This is a genomic window from Mesorhizobium sp. M7D.F.Ca.US.005.01.1.1 (genome assembly GCF_003952545.1).
GTDB lineage: Bacteria > Pseudomonadota > Alphaproteobacteria > Rhizobiales > Rhizobiaceae > Mesorhizobium > Mesorhizobium loti.
On the sequence record NZ_CP034453.1, the window covers coordinates 4,378,882 to 4,393,443 of the forward strand.

Consider the following 14,562-nt stretch of genomic DNA (forward strand, 5'->3'; position numbering starts at 1 on the left):
ATCGCGACCTACCTTTGCAACGGCCCAACAATAGGCGCTCGGCTGGTGTCATCGAAGCAGCGCTGGCTCCGGCGACACGACCAAGGTCGGGACTTGGCATGAGGCCCTGGACGCTATATCTGAGACCGACACCTACAATCTCGACAAGAAGCAGCACGCCCTGACCATGATCGACCGCCTGAATTCTGCAATGCGAATGTGACGGCCTTTTCTATGCATGCCGTTGCCCCCAAAACCGGGGCCACTTTTGGGCGGCATGCATTGGCCTCGGGATGGCAATCGCCGGCCCGATGCGATATCCACCGCCACGCCTTTCCATTCAGACATTCATGACGGTTCATTCATGTCACGCGACAAATTCTACATCACCACCCCGATCTTTTATCCGAACGGCAAGCCGCATATCGGCCACGCTTATACGGTTATTGCTACCGACGCGCTGGCTCGCTTCCAGCGCCTGGACGGCAAGGACGTGTTCTTCCTGACCGGCACCGACGAACATGGCCTCAAGATGCAGCAGACGGCCGAGAAGGAAGGCATAACGCCACTGGCGCTGGCCGACCGCAATTCGGCGATTTTCCGCGCGATGACCGAGGCGATGGGCGGTTCGAATGACGAGTACATTCGCACGACGGAGCCGCGGCACTACGAATCCTGCCAGGCAATCTGGAAAGCGATGGCCGCCAATGGCGACATCTATCTCGACCGCTATAGCGGCTGGTACTCGGTCCGCCAGGAAGCCTATTTCGACGAAGGCGAGACGACAGTCGGCGACGACGGCGTGCGTCGCGAACCGCTTGGCTCGCCCGTCGAATGGAACGAGGAAGAAAGCTACTTCTTCAGGCTTTCGGCCTATCAGGACAAATTGCTGGCACTTTATGAAAGCCAGCCCGACTTCGTCGGCCCGACTGAGCGCCGCAACGAGGTGCTCAGCTTCGTCAAGTCCGGGCTGAAGGATCTGTCGATTTCGCGCACGACCTTCAAATGGGGCGTGCCGGTGCCGGGCGACGACAAGCATGTGATGTATGTCTGGGTCGACGCCTTGACCAACTACATCACCGCCGCCGGCTATCCCGACACAAAGGCCGAGCAATGGCGCTATTGGCCGGCAACGCACATCATCGGCAAGGACATTGTCCGCTTCCATGCGGTCTATTGGCCAGCCTTTCTGATGTCGGCCGGTATCGAGTTGCCAAAGCGCGTTTTCGCGCATGGCTTCCTGTTCAACCGCGGCGAGAAAATGTCGAAATCGGTTGGCAACGTCGTCGATCCATTCGCGATGGTCGAGCACTACGGCCTCGACCAGGTGCGGTATTTCTTCCTGCGCGAGGTGCCGTTCGGCAACGACGGCAGCTACAGCCATGAAGCGATCGTCAACCGTACCAATGCCGACCTTGCCAATGGTCTTGGCAATCTGGCACAGCGCTCGCTGTCGATGATCGCCAAGAACTGCGGCGGCGTGGTGCCGCAACGCGGCGACCTGACGGATGCCGACAGCGCGATCCTGGACCAGGCCGTCGCCGCTCTCGATACGGCGCGCAAGGCGATGGCCGAGCAGGGCATCCATCTGGCGCTGGCAGCGGTCTTCGGCGTGGTGGCGGAAGCCGATCGCTACTTCGCCGGCGAGGCACCATGGGCAGTGAAGAAGACCAATCCGGAGCGGATGGAAACCGTGTTGTGGACGACGGCCGAAGTCGTGCGTCGCGTGGCGGTGCTGTGTCAGCCCTTCGTCCCGGGCTCGGCCAACAAACTGCTCGATCTGCTGGCGGTCCCGGCGGACAGGCGCGATTTCACGCATGTCCACGCGGACCATGCGCTGGTGCCGGGCACTGCGTTGCCCGTGCCGGAAGGGGTGTTTCCGCGTTACGTCGAACAGCCGGACGCGAAAATCTGATGCTCGTCGACAGCCACTGCCATCTGGATTTTCCAGATTTCGCCGAGGAGCGGGCGGCTATTGTCGCCCGCGCCAAGGCGGCCGGAATCGGCCGCATGGTGACGATCTCGACCCGCGTGAAGCGGTTTCAGCAAATTCTTGAAATCGCAGATACTTTCGATGAAGTATACTGTTCGGTCGGCACCCATCCGCACAATGCCGCCGAAGAGCTGGATGTGACGTCGACCGATCTGGTGCGGCTGGCTGCCCATCCCAAGGTGGTGGCGATCGGCGAGGCCGGTCTCGACTATTTCTACGACAAGGCGCCACGCGACGCTCAGGCGCAAGGGTTTCGCAATCACATCGCCGCCGCACGCGAGACGGGGCTGCCGCTGGTCATCCATTCGCGCGATGCCGATGCCGATATGGCTGATATTCTCGAGGACGAAACAGGGAAGGGCGCCTTCCCCTTCATCCTGCATTGCTTTTCTTCGGGGCGTCGGCTTGCCGAAATCGGTGTCGCGCTCGGCGGCTACGTGTCCTTTTCGGGCATCCTGACCTTCAAGAATTCAGCTGAGTTGCGTGCCATCGCCGCCGATGTGCCGCATGACCGCCTGCTGGTCGAAACCGACGCGCCCTATCTGGCGCCCGTGCCATTTCGCGGCAAGCGCAACGAGCCGGCCTATGTCGCCCATACCGCCAGGGTGCTGGCCGAAACAATCGGCGTCAGCGAGGCTGAAATCGCTGATTTGACGACGAACAATTTCTTCCGCCTGTTCGGCAAGATGCCGCGACCTGCTGAACGATGATTGACCGCCTGCGCCTCACCATTCTCGGCTGCGGCTCGTCGCCAGGTACGCCGCGCATCACCGGCGACTGGGGCAATTGCGACCCGGACAATCCGAAGAACCGGCGCACGCGCGCCGCCGCGCTCGTCGAGCGGATCGCGGCGAATGGCAGCCGCACGACTGTCGTCATCGACACCGGACCGGATTTTCGTCAGCAGATGCTGCTGGCTTGCGTCAAACGCATCGACGCGGTCGTCTATACGCACCCGCACGCCGACCATATACACGGCATCGACGATCTGCGCGGTTTCGTCCTCGATCGGCGTCAGCTGATCGATGTCCATGCCGACAAGGCCACCATGCTTCGGCTGCAGGAAGCGTTCGGATACTGCTTCGAGACGCCACAAGGCAGTTCCTATCCGCCGATCGTTAGGCCGCATCTCATCGACCACGCCAGGCCGGTGGTCATCGAAGGAGAGGGGGGTGCCCTCACCCTCGAGCCGTTGCCGCAAATCCACGGCGACATCATATCGCTCGGCTTCCGCATCGGCGCGCTCGCTTATTGTCCTGACATTAGTGGCTTTCCGGAGGCCACCGCCGAACGGCTGCGCGACCTCGACGAGCTTGTCATCGACGCGCTGCAGTACCGGACGCACCCAAGTCATTTGTCACTTGGCGAGGCGCTTGAATGGATCGAGCGGCTAGCGCCAGGACACGCCGTGCTGACGCATATGCACGTGCCGCTCGACTACGCTACGGTGATGGCCGAGACGCCAGCCAATGTCGAACCCGCCTATGACGGCATGGTGATTGAAATCCCTTATGAATCAGCGTGATGCGAATAGACCTTCATAAAGTCTTCCGGCTCTTTGGCGCAAATATCAGCAGCGTTCCGATCCGCTCGTAACCCATCCGGGGATAAAGCAGCGCCCCGGCGTGGGTTGCAGCCAGCACCGAGCACCTCGACCCACGCGCCCGATCATCGCGCAACATTTTCGACATCAGAGCCTGGCCAATGCCGCGACGCCGGTGCGAAGGCTCGACATACATGCTCGAACACCACGTGGCTCCCGCGGCATCCAAGCTGCGCACGCGCCCAACGATATCGGTGCCATCGACTGCCACATACTGGCGGAACGGAGCGCTGTCGCCGAGCAAATCGACCGCGATCGGCTGCCTGCGGATGATCTTTCCCAACTGCGCCGCCCGTTCGGCTGTCTGCACGCGTTCGACTGAAGCAACCGCTGGCGGGCTCGGAATCTGGCGCAATCGGTGGACGAAAAAGCCCTCGGTCCGAAGCAGCCGGTAGCCAAGAGCTTTGTAGGCGGTTCGTGTCGGCCCATCCGGATTCTCGTTCGCGACCACAACGGAAATAGCAAAGCCCGGCCGTGCATGCTGCCGCACAATGGCATCGGCCTCTTGAGCGGCGACGTCATGGACGACCCATTCCTCGCCACGGTAGTCGCGAGGATTCTTGCGCTCGGCATCGCGCATCAGCCACAACGGTCCGACGCGGCTAGCCTCGTAAGGAAACGTGCGGCTTCTATCGGCGCTGTAGCCATGCACGAACACGTCGATCGCCGCTTCGATCTGGCTGCTTGCTCTCGTCATTTCAACAGCCTAGCGTTGGCTATCCGCTCAAGGCAATACGCCACAATCGGCTCAAGCCTATGAAAATCAGCGGGAATTTCCAGTTCTTGGCCGATGCGTTAGTTCCATAATCTATCTTATGCGACTTTCTGATGTAGCGGCTATTTAGAGATGCGACACATGGGCAAGTTAGAGATGCGACATTTGCATCTAGCCCCGCTCTCGATCAACCGCTAACCTCAGGGGCAAAATTCAGCAACGCAACACACTTCAACCCGAGCCTAAGGACCAACAGGCCAGGCGTTTTTGGAGGAGCGCGTTGTCGTGGGTTTTGTAATTTCGATGTCAGGTAAGGAACTTAGCCGCCTAGAAGCAGTCCAACGAGTTCGCGATCGCCATCTCAGCATCATCCATGCCGCTGAGATGCTTAGAATAAGCCGAAGTCAGATGCACAGATTGCTCCAGGCTTATGACCAGTTCGGTGCGCCTGGATTGGTTTCTAAAAAGCGTGGCCAGCCCAGTAATCGTCAGCACAGTCCTGAGTTGAAGAACACGGTTCTCGACCTGGTGCGTGACCACTACTACGATTTCGGACCTACGTTGGCCTGCGAGAAGCTGGTTGAACGTCATCATATTGCCGTCAGCAAGGAGACGCTTCGTAAGTGGATGACCGAATCGGGCATTTGGATGTCCCGTTCGGCACGCAGACGCCAGCTACACCAGCCACGAGGTCGACGAGACTGTTTTGGTGAGCTTGTCCAGATCGATGGATCGCACCATTGGTGGTTCGAGGGTCGAGGGCCAAAATGTGCCCTTCTCGTCTTTATTGATGACGCCACAGGCAAGCTCTTGCAGCTGCGTTTCGCCGGGTCGGAGAACACTTTTGACTATTTCCGCGCGGCCACGTCCTACATTGAAGAATGGGGTAAGCCGGTGGCCTTCTACAGCGACAAGCACGGTGTCTTCCGCACCACGCACGGATCCGAGAAGGACCGAAGCAGCGGGCTGACGCAATTCTCTCGCGCGCTGCGCGAGTTAAACATCGACATCATCTGCGCCAACACTCCTCAAGCGAAGGGCAGAGTGGAGCGGGCCAATCAGACACTCCAGGATCGTTTGGTGAAGGAGCTGAGCTTCGAGGTATCAATACGATCGAAGATGCAAATGCCTATGTCCGCGAGTTCATTGCGGATTTCAACTCGCGCTTTGCAAAGTTGCCTCATAATCCGAAAGATCTGCACCGCCCGCTGGCTGAACATGAGGATCTCGATTCAGCAATGTGTCACAAGGAGGTTCGCAAGCTATCGGAGGCTTTGACGCTGCGCTACGACAAGGTGATGTTCATCTTGGAGCCATCGGATGTGGCCAAGCGCCTAGCGGGAGCAAAGGTCGTGGTGTGCGACTACCCTGACGGTCGGCTCGAGATCACTCATGACGGGACTTCCCTGCCCTACAAGACCTTCGACACACTGCAATCCGTCCACAGATCGGAGATTGTCGAACACAAGCGACTCGACGCTACGTTGACATGGATCGCTGAGCAGCAGGAGAGTCGTGAAGTGCATCGCAGCCAGCACGCACCTCGACGCACAGGTCAGGAAGACCACATGTTCGGCATCCCCGATGGTAGCCGGAGCAACGGCTATGTGAAGCGGGGGCGTAAGCCTGGGCGTCGAACCGATTTCACGAATGATCCGAAGGTCATAGCCCGACGTGAGAAGGCTTTGGCCAAGATCGACGAGTTTGAACGGATGATTGCTGCTGGATGACTTGTCGCGAACAGATGGGCTAACGATGTGATCCACATGGTGAGTTCGTTCCGTATCGAACACGGAACTGTAGCAACTTCTGAACGAGGTTGATTTCTGCCCTGGGAACCTCACCTTTCCTAAAAGCTAGCGTCGCGGCAGGCTTACCTGTGCAATCCCTGCGGATAGCCCTCATCACAGGGCCATATATGAATACGTAGTGGTTCAAGTCGACGCAGTTGGCGAGCGTAGTAGACACGAGGTTGCCTTCGTCATCGCAACTTGACGTGTAATGATAGCTCTTGGCTGTTTCAGCGAGCCTGTTGAGTGCTGCCGTTTCGCTGAACATCCCCCAAAATATATAGCCACCAACTCCTGTGACGATAAACAGTGTTCCCAACCGTAGTGTCATCCGCGTTAAAGTTGGTGAAGATTCATCGTCTTGCATTCGAGCCCCGTAGCTGGTTCGAGAACCCGTAATTTTGCTAGCGGAGCTAGCCATATTACGTCTGCCAACGAGAAACCTAGAGCCGAATGCACATTCTGTCACTCGCCCCCGATCGGGCTGCGCAACCCTGACCAGCTTACGCCCGATCGGGTGTTTAGGTCTGCGCCAGGAACACGTCGCTGTCGCATTTCTATTTTGCTAATGGCGTCGCATCTCTATTGCGCGATGACATCTGATGTGGATGCGCCTCCGGTCGAATCGTAGGCTAACGGGTCTGGCACCCTCTCATGTCATCAGGCAGCGTCCGTGAGGAAGCGAACGCCTGTAACATGTCCCAATGCTCAGCGAGCTTGCCACCCTCAATCCGATGTTCGGCGACCATTCCCTTCCTCGCCGGCTTTACGGATCACGAGCCAGTCTGGATCCTGCAGATCGACACCCATATCGACTGGCGCGACGAGTGCACGGCGAACGGCTATTCGAGCCCGATGCGCGGGCGAGCGAGATGCCGCATGTCGGCGGCATCGTGCCGTCCGGCAGGTTTGACATCACAGCCCTGCTCTTCGCCGTAGACCGGCCCAAAAGCGCTTGAGCGAGCTTGTGGTTGAAATGCCCTTTTCCACACCTGGGTATTCGATCTTGTCTTGTCCGACCGGTTCGTCGCTCCAGACTATGTTGAAAGCAATGCCTTTGAGCCCCAATCCCCCGATCCGGCGCACGATCGTCTCCTGCAGATAGATATCGGATATTCGCACGCCACCGGCACGCTCTGGCAGCTTGAATATCTCGGCGCCGCCAATTGCGCCCGGTCGAAGGACGAGGCCTTCGATCGCCATTATGCCGCCATCGTCAAAGCGAACGATCTTTGAGCGTTCTTCGTCAAGCGCATCGACCACGGTGGTGACATTGAAGAGCGATATGGCCTCGTCAGAACGAAGCGGCAGGAATTCACCGTACGGTTCGAGGATTGACCGCAGCAACGTCAACGCCCTCGCCCGCACGATGAGCACATGCTCACCAAGCCATGGAAAATCTGAATAGTGGCGGAGCGTTCCGTCGTCATGCTCGCGCAGGAATTTCATCCGGGGCGGATGCCATCGTGTCTGCTTCTGGCCACCGAGCGCCGAGAACAGCTCGTAGTCGTCCGCCTGACGGGGAAGGACCCATTCCTGTTCCTCCAGCACGCTCAGAACATAGATTTTCATCCGATCTCCCGCACGTCATTGCCCTAAGCCTCCTGCGCGGTGCTTCGCGCGCCCCTCACCGCTGGCCCGCAACTGCCGTTCGCGGCACCGGCGGCAATTCGGGGGCATCCAGTCCCCCGAAAGGGTCGCGCCAGGCATCGATCTCTCCAAGCCGACGATACCAGCAGCTGACAGAGGAATAGTCGTCGAGCGGCAGTCTGGCGGCATCGTTGAACGGGAGAAATGTCGCCATTCGGAAGTCGGCATAGGAAACCGAATTTCCGACCAGCCATTGCCGCTCGAAAAGCACGGCGTCGAGTATCGCGGCGGCCGCGCGGAAATGTCTTAGCCCCTCCTCCACGCGCTCCTGATCGATCGGGCCTATGCCGTAGCGCTGTTTGGTGCCACGTTCGAAATGCACCGTGTCGCAAGCGAATGCGAAGTGCTCCTTGCCCCAACTAAGCCATCGGATCATCTCGGGTTCGTCATCGCCGGTGCGCCAGAAATTTGAATGCGCACTGCGCGAGAGCCGGCAGGCTATGGCGTCCGCCTCCCAGAGACTTTTTCCTCCGTCTTCCACAAGGATGGGCAGTGAGAGATTGGGATTTAACGGGCGATATTTCTCCGCTTGCCCCCGAGCGAATGGCGAGGCGAATTCAAAGTCGACTTTCGCGTCGAGATAGCGTGCCACCGCGACCGCGAGCCGAGGATTGGGATTGCGGCTGAAATACAGCTTCATCGGGCACTGCCGGTGTGGCGGGATCTGCTGATCAGGGGCGTCATAGCAGCCGTATCTGATAGCTCAGCACGCGCTTCGCACCGGGCGCGATCAGCATCAGGCCTGGCTTGTCGACAAAATCGCCGTCGAAGTCCACTGGGCTTGCAATGCCGTGCCAGGGTTCGATGCACAGGAACGGCGCGCCACCCGGCTTTGACCAGATGCCCAATTCCTGAACTCCTTGCCACGACATCTCGATCGCCGGACCATGCTCGGCGGCGTAGCGCACACTGGTGCTGGCAGGCCGATCCAGAATGACCGCGTCCTCGTCAAACAGCCGTTCGGAGAGCTTGAGGACGTTGCCTTCGACTGGCGTTGGCTGCGGCGTCGGCAACAGCAGGCCGTCCTTCAGGCGACGGATCGGCGCTTGCTCGGCGGAGGAAAAGGTCAGCCGGTAATCCGTCTTGGCTAGATCCGGCAGCAAGGGCCAATTGAACGCCGGGTGCGCCCCGATCGATGCCGGCAGCGGCTCGTCGCCGGTGTTGGCGATGTCGAAGCTCACACTGAGTTGCTTGCGGTCCAGCGCGTAGGTCACCGCCAGGCGAAAGGCGAAGGGGTAGTGCGCGCGGGTGTCGGCGTCATCGGTGAGGACCAACGTGCAGGACTTTGGCCCCCTCTGCGCCCAGGCAAACGGCTTGTCGCGCGCGAAGCCGTGCTGGCTCATCGGATAGGTCTGGCCTTGATGGTGCAACCGGTCGCCCTTCAGCCGCCCGACGATCGGGAACAGCACCGGCGAGTGACGCCGCCATTCCGGGCCGGCCTGCCATAGAAACTCTATGCCGTCGGCATCGCGCAGGGAGACCAGTTCAGCGCCCTGCCCGACGACGGTCGCCGAGATGCCGTCACCGTGAAGCGTCAGGCTGTCTTGTTCCATGCGTCCTCGCGGCTATCAGGCGTGGCCGGCAGGCTAGCAAAGGGCAACGCCTGAACTCAAGAGCGGCAGACCTATATCGCACCTCACTCCGCTGTGATGAACGATCCACCGCGCATGGCAAATGCTGCCTCAAATGAAAAACCGTGGCCGGAGGTTTCCCTCCAGCCACGGCAAGATACGAAATGTTGCCTGCTACGGTCCGGACTACTCGCGTTCGCCAGTGAAGTTCAGCAGCAGCTGGAAGATGTTGATGAAGTTCAGATAGAGCGAGAAGGCGCCGAAGACGGCGAGCTTCTGGCGCGATTCCGCGTCGAAATTCTCGGCATACTGTTCTTTGATCGTTTGCGTGTCCCAGGCGGTCAGGCCGATGAATACGGCAATGCCGATCACCGAGATGGCGAACTGCAGTGCGGTCGAGCCGAGGAAGATGTTGACGATGCTGGCGATCACCACACCGATCAGGCCCATGATCAGGAACGACGAGAACTGGGTCAGGTCACGCTTGGTCGTGTAGCCGTAGAGGCTGGTGGCGCCGAACATGGTGGCGGCGATAAAGAAGGTGCGCGCGATGCTGGTTCCGGTGAAGACCAGGAACACGGAGGCGAGCGAAAGGCCCATGACCGCGCAGAAGGCCCAGAACATCGCCTGGGCGCTGGCTGCCGACATGGTCTGCATCTTGAACGAGAACAGCATGACGAAGGCGAGCGGCGCCAGCATCACCACCCATTTCAGCGGGCTGGAGAAGATCGGCACATAGAGCGCCGGCGTCGATGAGATCATGAAGGCGACCAGGCCGGTGACCACCAGGCCGACGCCCATGTAGTTGTAGACGCGCAGCATGTGCTGGCGCAGGCCCTCGTCGAAGATGGCGCCGGTTTGGGCGCCGGCGCCGACGCGGTATCCCAGATTGGGGGTGTTCATTTGCGTTCTCCTTTGTGGATCGGTCAGTACAGCGTGGATCGATCAGTAAAGCGTCTTGGCGAGCGTCTCGGCGGCGCGGTCGAGGTCGTGGACCTCGCTTCGTCCGACCACCGCATAGGCGACCTCGCCGATCTGGAAATAGGCCGAGGAAATATCGCCCGAAGGCGCGATGGTCGGCTTGACGACGTCGAAGGTTCCGGGCCGGATCGCGAACAGCGACACCAGCCCCATGTCTTTCGTCTCGACCGCCATCTCGACGCTCGGGCCAAAGCGCGAGGGATAGATCTGCACGTCACGGACCTTCCAGTCCGCCGGCAGCGACGGCATGACAATGGCGGTCGCGGCGCGAATCTCGCCGGCGTTGTAATTGGGTGCTTCGGGCTGCGACGGCATGCTCTCGCGCACCAGCGTCGTTCTGTGGGCCCGCACCGCTTCGTCGACATAGGCGGGCGGCTGCGGCGAGGCGACGACCTTGGTCACCGACATCGGCCCGATGATGCCGTTCGCCAGCCAGCCGGCGGCAACGAAGGCGGCCACCGCCGCCGCGCGCTGCAGCACACCGAAGATGCGGCCGCGCGCAAGCCCCCTCTCCAGCCGCCGCGCGGCATCGGCAGTCGCGGGCCGCGCCATGCCCTTGGAGCCGGCAAGCGCCACGCGCAGTTCATCGCGGGTCCTGAGATCCGACATCACGCGTGCCGCGGCCTCCGGCCGAGCGGACAGAAAAGCCTCGACCTCGATGCGGCGGGTGACGTCGACCTGGTCGTCGACATAGGCGTCGAGGTCGATATCCGTCACGGGGTCGACAGTTGCGGTCATGACGGGCCTCCAACGATCTTGAGATGGTTTTTCGCCTTTGCGGGAGCCGCCTCCATCTCGCGCAATGCGGCGCGCGCCCTGCCTATGCGCGACATCAGCGTGCCCAGCGGCACGCCGCTGGCATCGGCGGCTTGGCTGTAGGAAAGGCCTTCGATGGCGACGAGGTGCAGCGCTGAACGCTGTTCTTCCGGCAGGCTGAAAAAGGCCTCGCGCACCTGCGCCAAGCGCAGCGAATGCTCCTGCGGCGCCGGGGTGCTGCCCTCGGCAAGATATCCGGCCTGTTCGACGCGCGCCGCTTCGGACCTGCGCGACCGCATTTTGTCGATGAAGGTGTTGTGGACGATCGACAGCAGCCAGGCGCGCAGGTTTCCACCAGAGCGAAAGGTGCCACGCCGTTCATAGGCGCGCACCAGCGCGTCGTGGACGAGATCCTCGGCATCCGTGCTGTTCCGCGTCAGCGAGCGCGCGTAGCGGCGCAGCGAACCGAGCTGTCCTATGATGTCAAAGCGTGGCATCGACGGTTTCATGTCCTGTTTACGGAGCATGTGGGGATTTTAATCCCTGCCCTGCCAATCTTCTTAATCGGGTTCGCTGCAGGACGTCGTTCGCTTCTGCCCTCGCCTCATGACCGACTTCACGCCCGACGGAGATTCTCCGGTTTCGGCGCTGTTACACCACAGGCGCGCAAGACCCATCTGCGCCCGTCGCTGCGGAAATCAGTGATGCTGAGCGGCTCGATGTCGATCTTCCAACAGGCGGCGAGCGGGGCACCGAGAACATGCAGGATCGCGGTGCGAACAACGCTGGCATGGGTTATCGCGACGGTGTGGCCGCGCTCGGCGATCAACCCGTCCATCAGGTTCGAGGCTCTGCTCGCGACGTCGGCCAGCGACTCGCCACCATGCGGAGCCGCATCGGGATCGGTGAGCCAGGCGGCGATGCCCTCGGGGTGCTCGGCCTGGATCTCGTCAAAACGCTTGCCGGCCCAGCTTCCATGGTCCTGGTCCGCCAGAAGCGGTTCGATCGAGGCGTCCAACGACAGCGCCCCAGCACTTTGGCGTGCGCGAAGTGCTGGACTTGTCCACACGCGGTCGGCGCGACGCAGTGTTGCGCTCATCGCCTTCGCAAGGGTGATCGAGCGCGGCTCGAGCGGCTCGTCCAGCGGAAACGACCCTTGCCGGGTTGCCGCCGTGGCGCCGTTGCAGATCATCGTCAGACGTACGAGCATCCGGCAGCTATCCCTCGATCACACCTCGTTGGCCAGCAATAGCGCCGTCTGAATGATCTCGCCATCGAGTTGCAGCTCTGTACGCCGATGAACCGGCACGGTCGCGCTACCGTGACCGGCAGGCGTTCAGTTGAGGTGCCACCGATGGTCGCTTGGTCGAATGACGATCAAGGCCTTTCGCCGCGCCGCAGCTTGCCTTCAATCGCGGCAATCACCGGCATCAGATCGGCCACGCCCTTGACGACAAAATGCGCGCCGGCGGCAGTGAGCTTGGCCGATGCCTCGGCCCGTTTCATCCTGAACACATCCGGAGCCAGAGCCTGCGTCTCCGCCAGCGTGTGGCCGAAGACATTGCCGGTCACCGCCACGCCGACGGTCCACGCGCCCGCATTGATACCCTCGGCGATACCGACCTCGGTGTCGTCGACCTTGACACACAGCCACGGCGGATAGACGCCGAGTTCGGTCAGTGCTTTCCAGAGCATGAACGGTGTCGGCCTGCCGGCGGGCGTGTCGCCAGTGCACACCAGGCAATCCGGCGAAAAGCCCTGCGCTGCGGCAACCGGCAGGATTTCCGCCATGATGTCGCGCGTGTAGCCGGTGGTGGTGCCGATCTTGAGGCCGCGCTTCCGCAGCGCCCTGACCACATCGACAACACCGGGAATGACATCGGAGAACCGCGCCGCCACAGCCCGGTTCTTCGGCACGAACACATCATAGATTGCGTCGATGTCGGCCTCCGTCGCGATATGACCGTGCTGCTCCGTCCAGGCGGCAGCGATCCTGGGCTGGGCCAGCAATGCTGCGATATGCGGGCGCTTGGCCATTCCCATCGGCCCCCTCGCCTCATCGACGCTGATCGCCACGCCGAATTCAGCGAAGGCCTCGACAAAGACGCCCATCGGCGCCAGCGAGCCGTGATCGACAACGGTGCCGGCCCAGTCGAAGACGACGGCGCGAAGCAAACCGGGGGTGGCCATCATGCGATCTTCCTGGCGTCTGCCGTGGTTGAACCGAAAAGTTCATCGACCACCTCTTCGGCGATCGCGAATGAGGTGCTGGCGCCGGTGCCGCTGGTGATCATGACCAGCCGTACGCCCTCGCGCGGCGCGTCGGCGAACATGGTGCGACCGGTTGCCGAGGCATAGATGCCGGTCCAGCGTTCCAGCACGCGCGGCGGGGGACCGCCAAAGACGGCGCTGAACTCCTCAAGGATGATCTCGTCGACGCGCTCCGAGGCAAACGGATCCGGCGTCACCGCATAGTGATGTGAATCGCCGACCACCAGCGTGCCGTCGGCACTCTGCACGACGATCAGATGCACGCCGTTGTCGAGTGCGTCGCCCTGCTCGGCTTCCAGCCGACGTCGCAAGGCGGTGGCTTCGGGCAAAGCAGCATAGCCGCTATAACGCGCCAGCCCAAGATCCGACATCACCGCCGCCGGCAACCGGAAGCCGGGATCGGCAAGGCGCATCATCTGCAATTTGCAGCGGGTGACGCCGTATTGCGCGATACGATCGGGGTAAAGCGTGGCCAGGTCGTCACCAGGGCAGACGATCACCTTGTCGGCGAAAACCAGGCCCCGGCTGGTCTCGATGTCAGGCGGCTCGATCTGGTGTACCGCCGTTTCGCGCCGGAATTCCACGCCATGCTTTTCGGCGAGGAAGGCCGCAAGCTGCGGGATGGCCTGGCGCGACTCGACACGCACGTCGTGCGGGCTCCACAGGCCGCCGGCAAAATCCTGGCCCGCCAGTTCGGGAAAATCGCTGCGAAGCGCTTCAGGTTCGAGCAGCAAACAGCCCTCGCCCATCTCGGTTTGAAGAAATGCCTCGACCACCGCGCGCGCTTCCGGGCGGCGCGCGACGACGACCACGCCGCGCTGGATGACTTCGATGCCGGCGGGCGCGGCCACATCCAGCCAGATGTCGCGGGATCGCATGGCACGGCGCCATACCTGGCCGCGTTCCTGGCCACTGACGGTCACGAAGCCGAAATTGCGCACCGAAGCGCCGTTGGCCTGGGCGTCGCGGTCGATGACGACGACGCTGAGACCACGACGGACCGCGGCGAGTGCATGGGCGAGACCGACAATGCCGGCTCCGACGATGGCGAGATCGAATTTTTCTTGCCGGCTCATCGTCGTTTCACACCATCATTCTCATGCTTCGTCCTGGAAACGCTATTCAAACTACGCCGATGTGACAGGAACGTGTAGGGCGCTCCGCCCTCTCGTACATATAGCCTGCCCGATGCCGGCCAGTGTTAGGGCAATGCTCGATGCGATGCATTCGGGCAGCTTTGCACGGGCTGAAGC

At 61.3% G+C, this 14,562-nt stretch carries 13 protein-coding genes and 3 pseudogenes; 6 read left to right on the forward strand and 10 right to left on the reverse strand.

Translation table 11 applies throughout. The features are described 5' to 3' along the window. Window positions 1-91 precede the first annotated feature (91 nt). The 4 genes and pseudogenes from EJ076_RS36160 to EJ076_RS21025 all read left to right on the forward strand — a co-directional run. Window positions 92-202 (forward strand): annotated as a pseudogene (locus tag EJ076_RS36160) (DNA polymerase III subunit delta'); the annotation flags it as partial. Window positions 203-343: 141 nt separating this feature from the next. Next, window positions 344-1,894: a methionine--tRNA ligase gene (metG, locus tag EJ076_RS21015; protein ID WP_126069149.1), complete on the forward strand. Its 1,551-nt coding sequence runs from the start codon at window positions 344-346 to the stop codon at window positions 1,892-1,894. Next, on the forward strand, window positions 1,894-2,682 hold the full coding sequence (locus EJ076_RS21020) for a TatD family hydrolase (protein ID WP_126069150.1): 789 nt from the start codon (window positions 1,894-1,896) through the stop codon (window positions 2,680-2,682). The genes metG and EJ076_RS21020 overlap by 1 nt, the downstream gene beginning before the upstream one ends. Then, complete coding sequence (locus tag EJ076_RS21025) at window positions 2,679-3,497, forward strand: MBL fold metallo-hydrolase (RefSeq protein ID WP_126069151.1); 819 nt, start codon at window positions 2,679-2,681, stop codon at window positions 3,495-3,497. The genes EJ076_RS21020 and EJ076_RS21025 overlap by 4 nt, the downstream gene beginning before the upstream one ends. A 13-nt stretch (window positions 3,498-3,510) precedes the next feature. Here EJ076_RS21025 and EJ076_RS21030 read toward each other — a convergent pair whose 3' ends face one another. Then, window positions 3,511-4,233 carry a GNAT family N-acetyltransferase gene (locus EJ076_RS21030; RefSeq protein ID WP_245462846.1) on the reverse strand — a complete coding sequence of 241 codons (723 nt, stop codon included), beginning with the start codon at window positions 4,231-4,233 and terminating at the stop codon, window positions 3,511-3,513. 342 nt (window positions 4,234-4,575) lie between these two features. Between EJ076_RS21030 and EJ076_RS21035 the strand changes: the two are divergent. Both EJ076_RS21035 and EJ076_RS35840 read left to right on the forward strand, forming a co-directional pair. Beyond that, window positions 4,576-6,020 (forward strand): annotated as a pseudogene (locus EJ076_RS21035) (ISNCY family transposase). 795 nt (window positions 6,021-6,815) lie between these two features. Then, window positions 6,816-6,976: pseudogene (locus EJ076_RS35840) on the forward strand (arginase family protein); the annotation flags it as partial. 19 nt (window positions 6,977-6,995) lie between these two features. Here the strand turns inward: EJ076_RS35840 and EJ076_RS21045 are convergent. The 9 genes from EJ076_RS21045 to EJ076_RS21085 form a co-directional block, all read right to left on the reverse strand. After that, a complete protein-coding gene (locus tag EJ076_RS21045; RefSeq protein WP_126069153.1) occupies window positions 6,996-7,652 on the reverse strand; it encodes a DUF1629 domain-containing protein in 657 nt (218 codons plus the stop codon). A 55-nt stretch (window positions 7,653-7,707) separates the two neighbouring features. Then, entirely contained in the window at window positions 7,708-8,370 is a 663-nt protein-coding gene (locus tag EJ076_RS21050; RefSeq protein ID WP_126069154.1) for a glutathione S-transferase family protein, read from the reverse strand. Window positions 8,371-8,410: 40 nt separating this feature from the next. Beyond that, complete coding sequence (locus EJ076_RS21055) at window positions 8,411-9,283, reverse strand: aldose 1-epimerase family protein (RefSeq protein ID WP_126069155.1); 873 nt, start codon at window positions 9,281-9,283, stop codon at window positions 8,411-8,413. A gap of 204 nt (window positions 9,284-9,487) precedes the next feature. Beyond that, window positions 9,488-10,204: a Bax inhibitor-1/YccA family protein gene (locus tag EJ076_RS21060; protein WP_023812012.1), complete on the reverse strand. Its 717-nt coding sequence runs from the start codon at window positions 10,202-10,204 to the stop codon at window positions 9,488-9,490. Window positions 10,205-10,246: 42 nt separating this feature from the next. Next, on the reverse strand, window positions 10,247-11,020 hold the full coding sequence (locus EJ076_RS21065) for an anti-sigma factor (RefSeq protein WP_126069156.1): 774 nt from the start codon (window positions 11,018-11,020) through the stop codon (window positions 10,247-10,249). After that, a complete protein-coding gene (locus tag EJ076_RS21070) occupies window positions 11,017-11,535 on the reverse strand; it encodes a sigma-70 family RNA polymerase sigma factor (protein ID WP_245462847.1) in 519 nt (172 codons plus the stop codon). The genes EJ076_RS21065 and EJ076_RS21070 overlap by 4 nt, the downstream gene beginning before the upstream one ends. 119 nt (window positions 11,536-11,654) lie before the next feature. Then, window positions 11,655-12,248, reverse strand: coding sequence for a histidine phosphatase family protein (locus tag EJ076_RS21075; RefSeq protein ID WP_126069158.1), 594 nt, complete (start codon window positions 12,246-12,248; stop codon window positions 11,655-11,657). A gap of 167 nt (window positions 12,249-12,415) precedes the next feature. After that, a complete protein-coding gene (gene phnX, locus EJ076_RS21080) occupies window positions 12,416-13,231 on the reverse strand; it encodes a phosphonoacetaldehyde hydrolase (protein ID WP_126069159.1) in 816 nt (271 codons plus the stop codon). Next, window positions 13,228-14,385 carry a TIGR03364 family FAD-dependent oxidoreductase gene (locus EJ076_RS21085; RefSeq protein ID WP_126069160.1) on the reverse strand — a complete coding sequence of 386 codons (1,158 nt, stop codon included), beginning with the start codon at window positions 14,383-14,385 and terminating at the stop codon, window positions 13,228-13,230. Before EJ076_RS21085 ends, phnX begins: the two co-directional genes overlap by 4 nt. Window positions 14,386-14,562: the final 177 nt, after the last annotated feature.

What these genes read in the sequence shown, in the direction of transcription:
- metG (WP_126069149.1), top strand. Translation starts at nt 344, where the DNA reads ATGTCACGCGACAAATTCTACATCACCACCCCGATCTTTTATCCGAAC.
- EJ076_RS21020 (WP_126069150.1), top strand. Translation starts at nt 1,894, where the DNA reads ATGCTCGTCGACAGCCACTGCCATCTGGATTTTCCAGATTTCGCCGAG.
- EJ076_RS21025 (WP_126069151.1), top strand. Translation starts at nt 2,679, where the DNA reads ATGATTGACCGCCTGCGCCTCACCATTCTCGGCTGCGGCTCGTCGCCA.
- EJ076_RS21045 (WP_126069153.1), bottom strand. Translation starts at nt 7,652, where the DNA reads ATGAAAATCTATGTTCTGAGCGTGCTGGAGGAACAGGAATGGGTCCTT.
- EJ076_RS21050 (WP_126069154.1), bottom strand. Translation starts at nt 8,370, where the DNA reads ATGAAGCTGTATTTCAGCCGCAATCCCAATCCTCGGCTCGCGGTCGCG.
- EJ076_RS21055 (WP_126069155.1), bottom strand. Translation starts at nt 9,283, where the DNA reads ATGGAACAAGACAGCCTGACGCTTCACGGTGACGGCATCTCGGCGACC.
- EJ076_RS21060 (WP_023812012.1), bottom strand. Translation starts at nt 10,204, where the DNA reads ATGAACACCCCCAATCTGGGATACCGCGTCGGCGCCGGCGCCCAAACC.
- EJ076_RS21065 (WP_126069156.1), bottom strand. Translation starts at nt 11,020, where the DNA reads ATGACCGCAACTGTCGACCCCGTGACGGATATCGACCTCGACGCCTAT.
- EJ076_RS21070 (WP_245462847.1), bottom strand. Translation starts at nt 11,535, where the DNA reads ATGCCACGCTTTGACATCATAGGACAGCTCGGTTCGCTGCGCCGCTAC.
- EJ076_RS21075 (WP_126069158.1), bottom strand. Translation starts at nt 12,248, where the DNA reads ATGCTCGTACGTCTGACGATGATCTGCAACGGCGCCACGGCGGCAACC.
- phnX (WP_126069159.1), bottom strand. Translation starts at nt 13,231, where the DNA reads ATGATGGCCACCCCCGGTTTGCTTCGCGCCGTCGTCTTCGACTGGGCC.
- EJ076_RS21085 (WP_126069160.1), bottom strand. Translation starts at nt 14,385, where the DNA reads ATGAGCCGGCAAGAAAAATTCGATCTCGCCATCGTCGGAGCCGGCATT.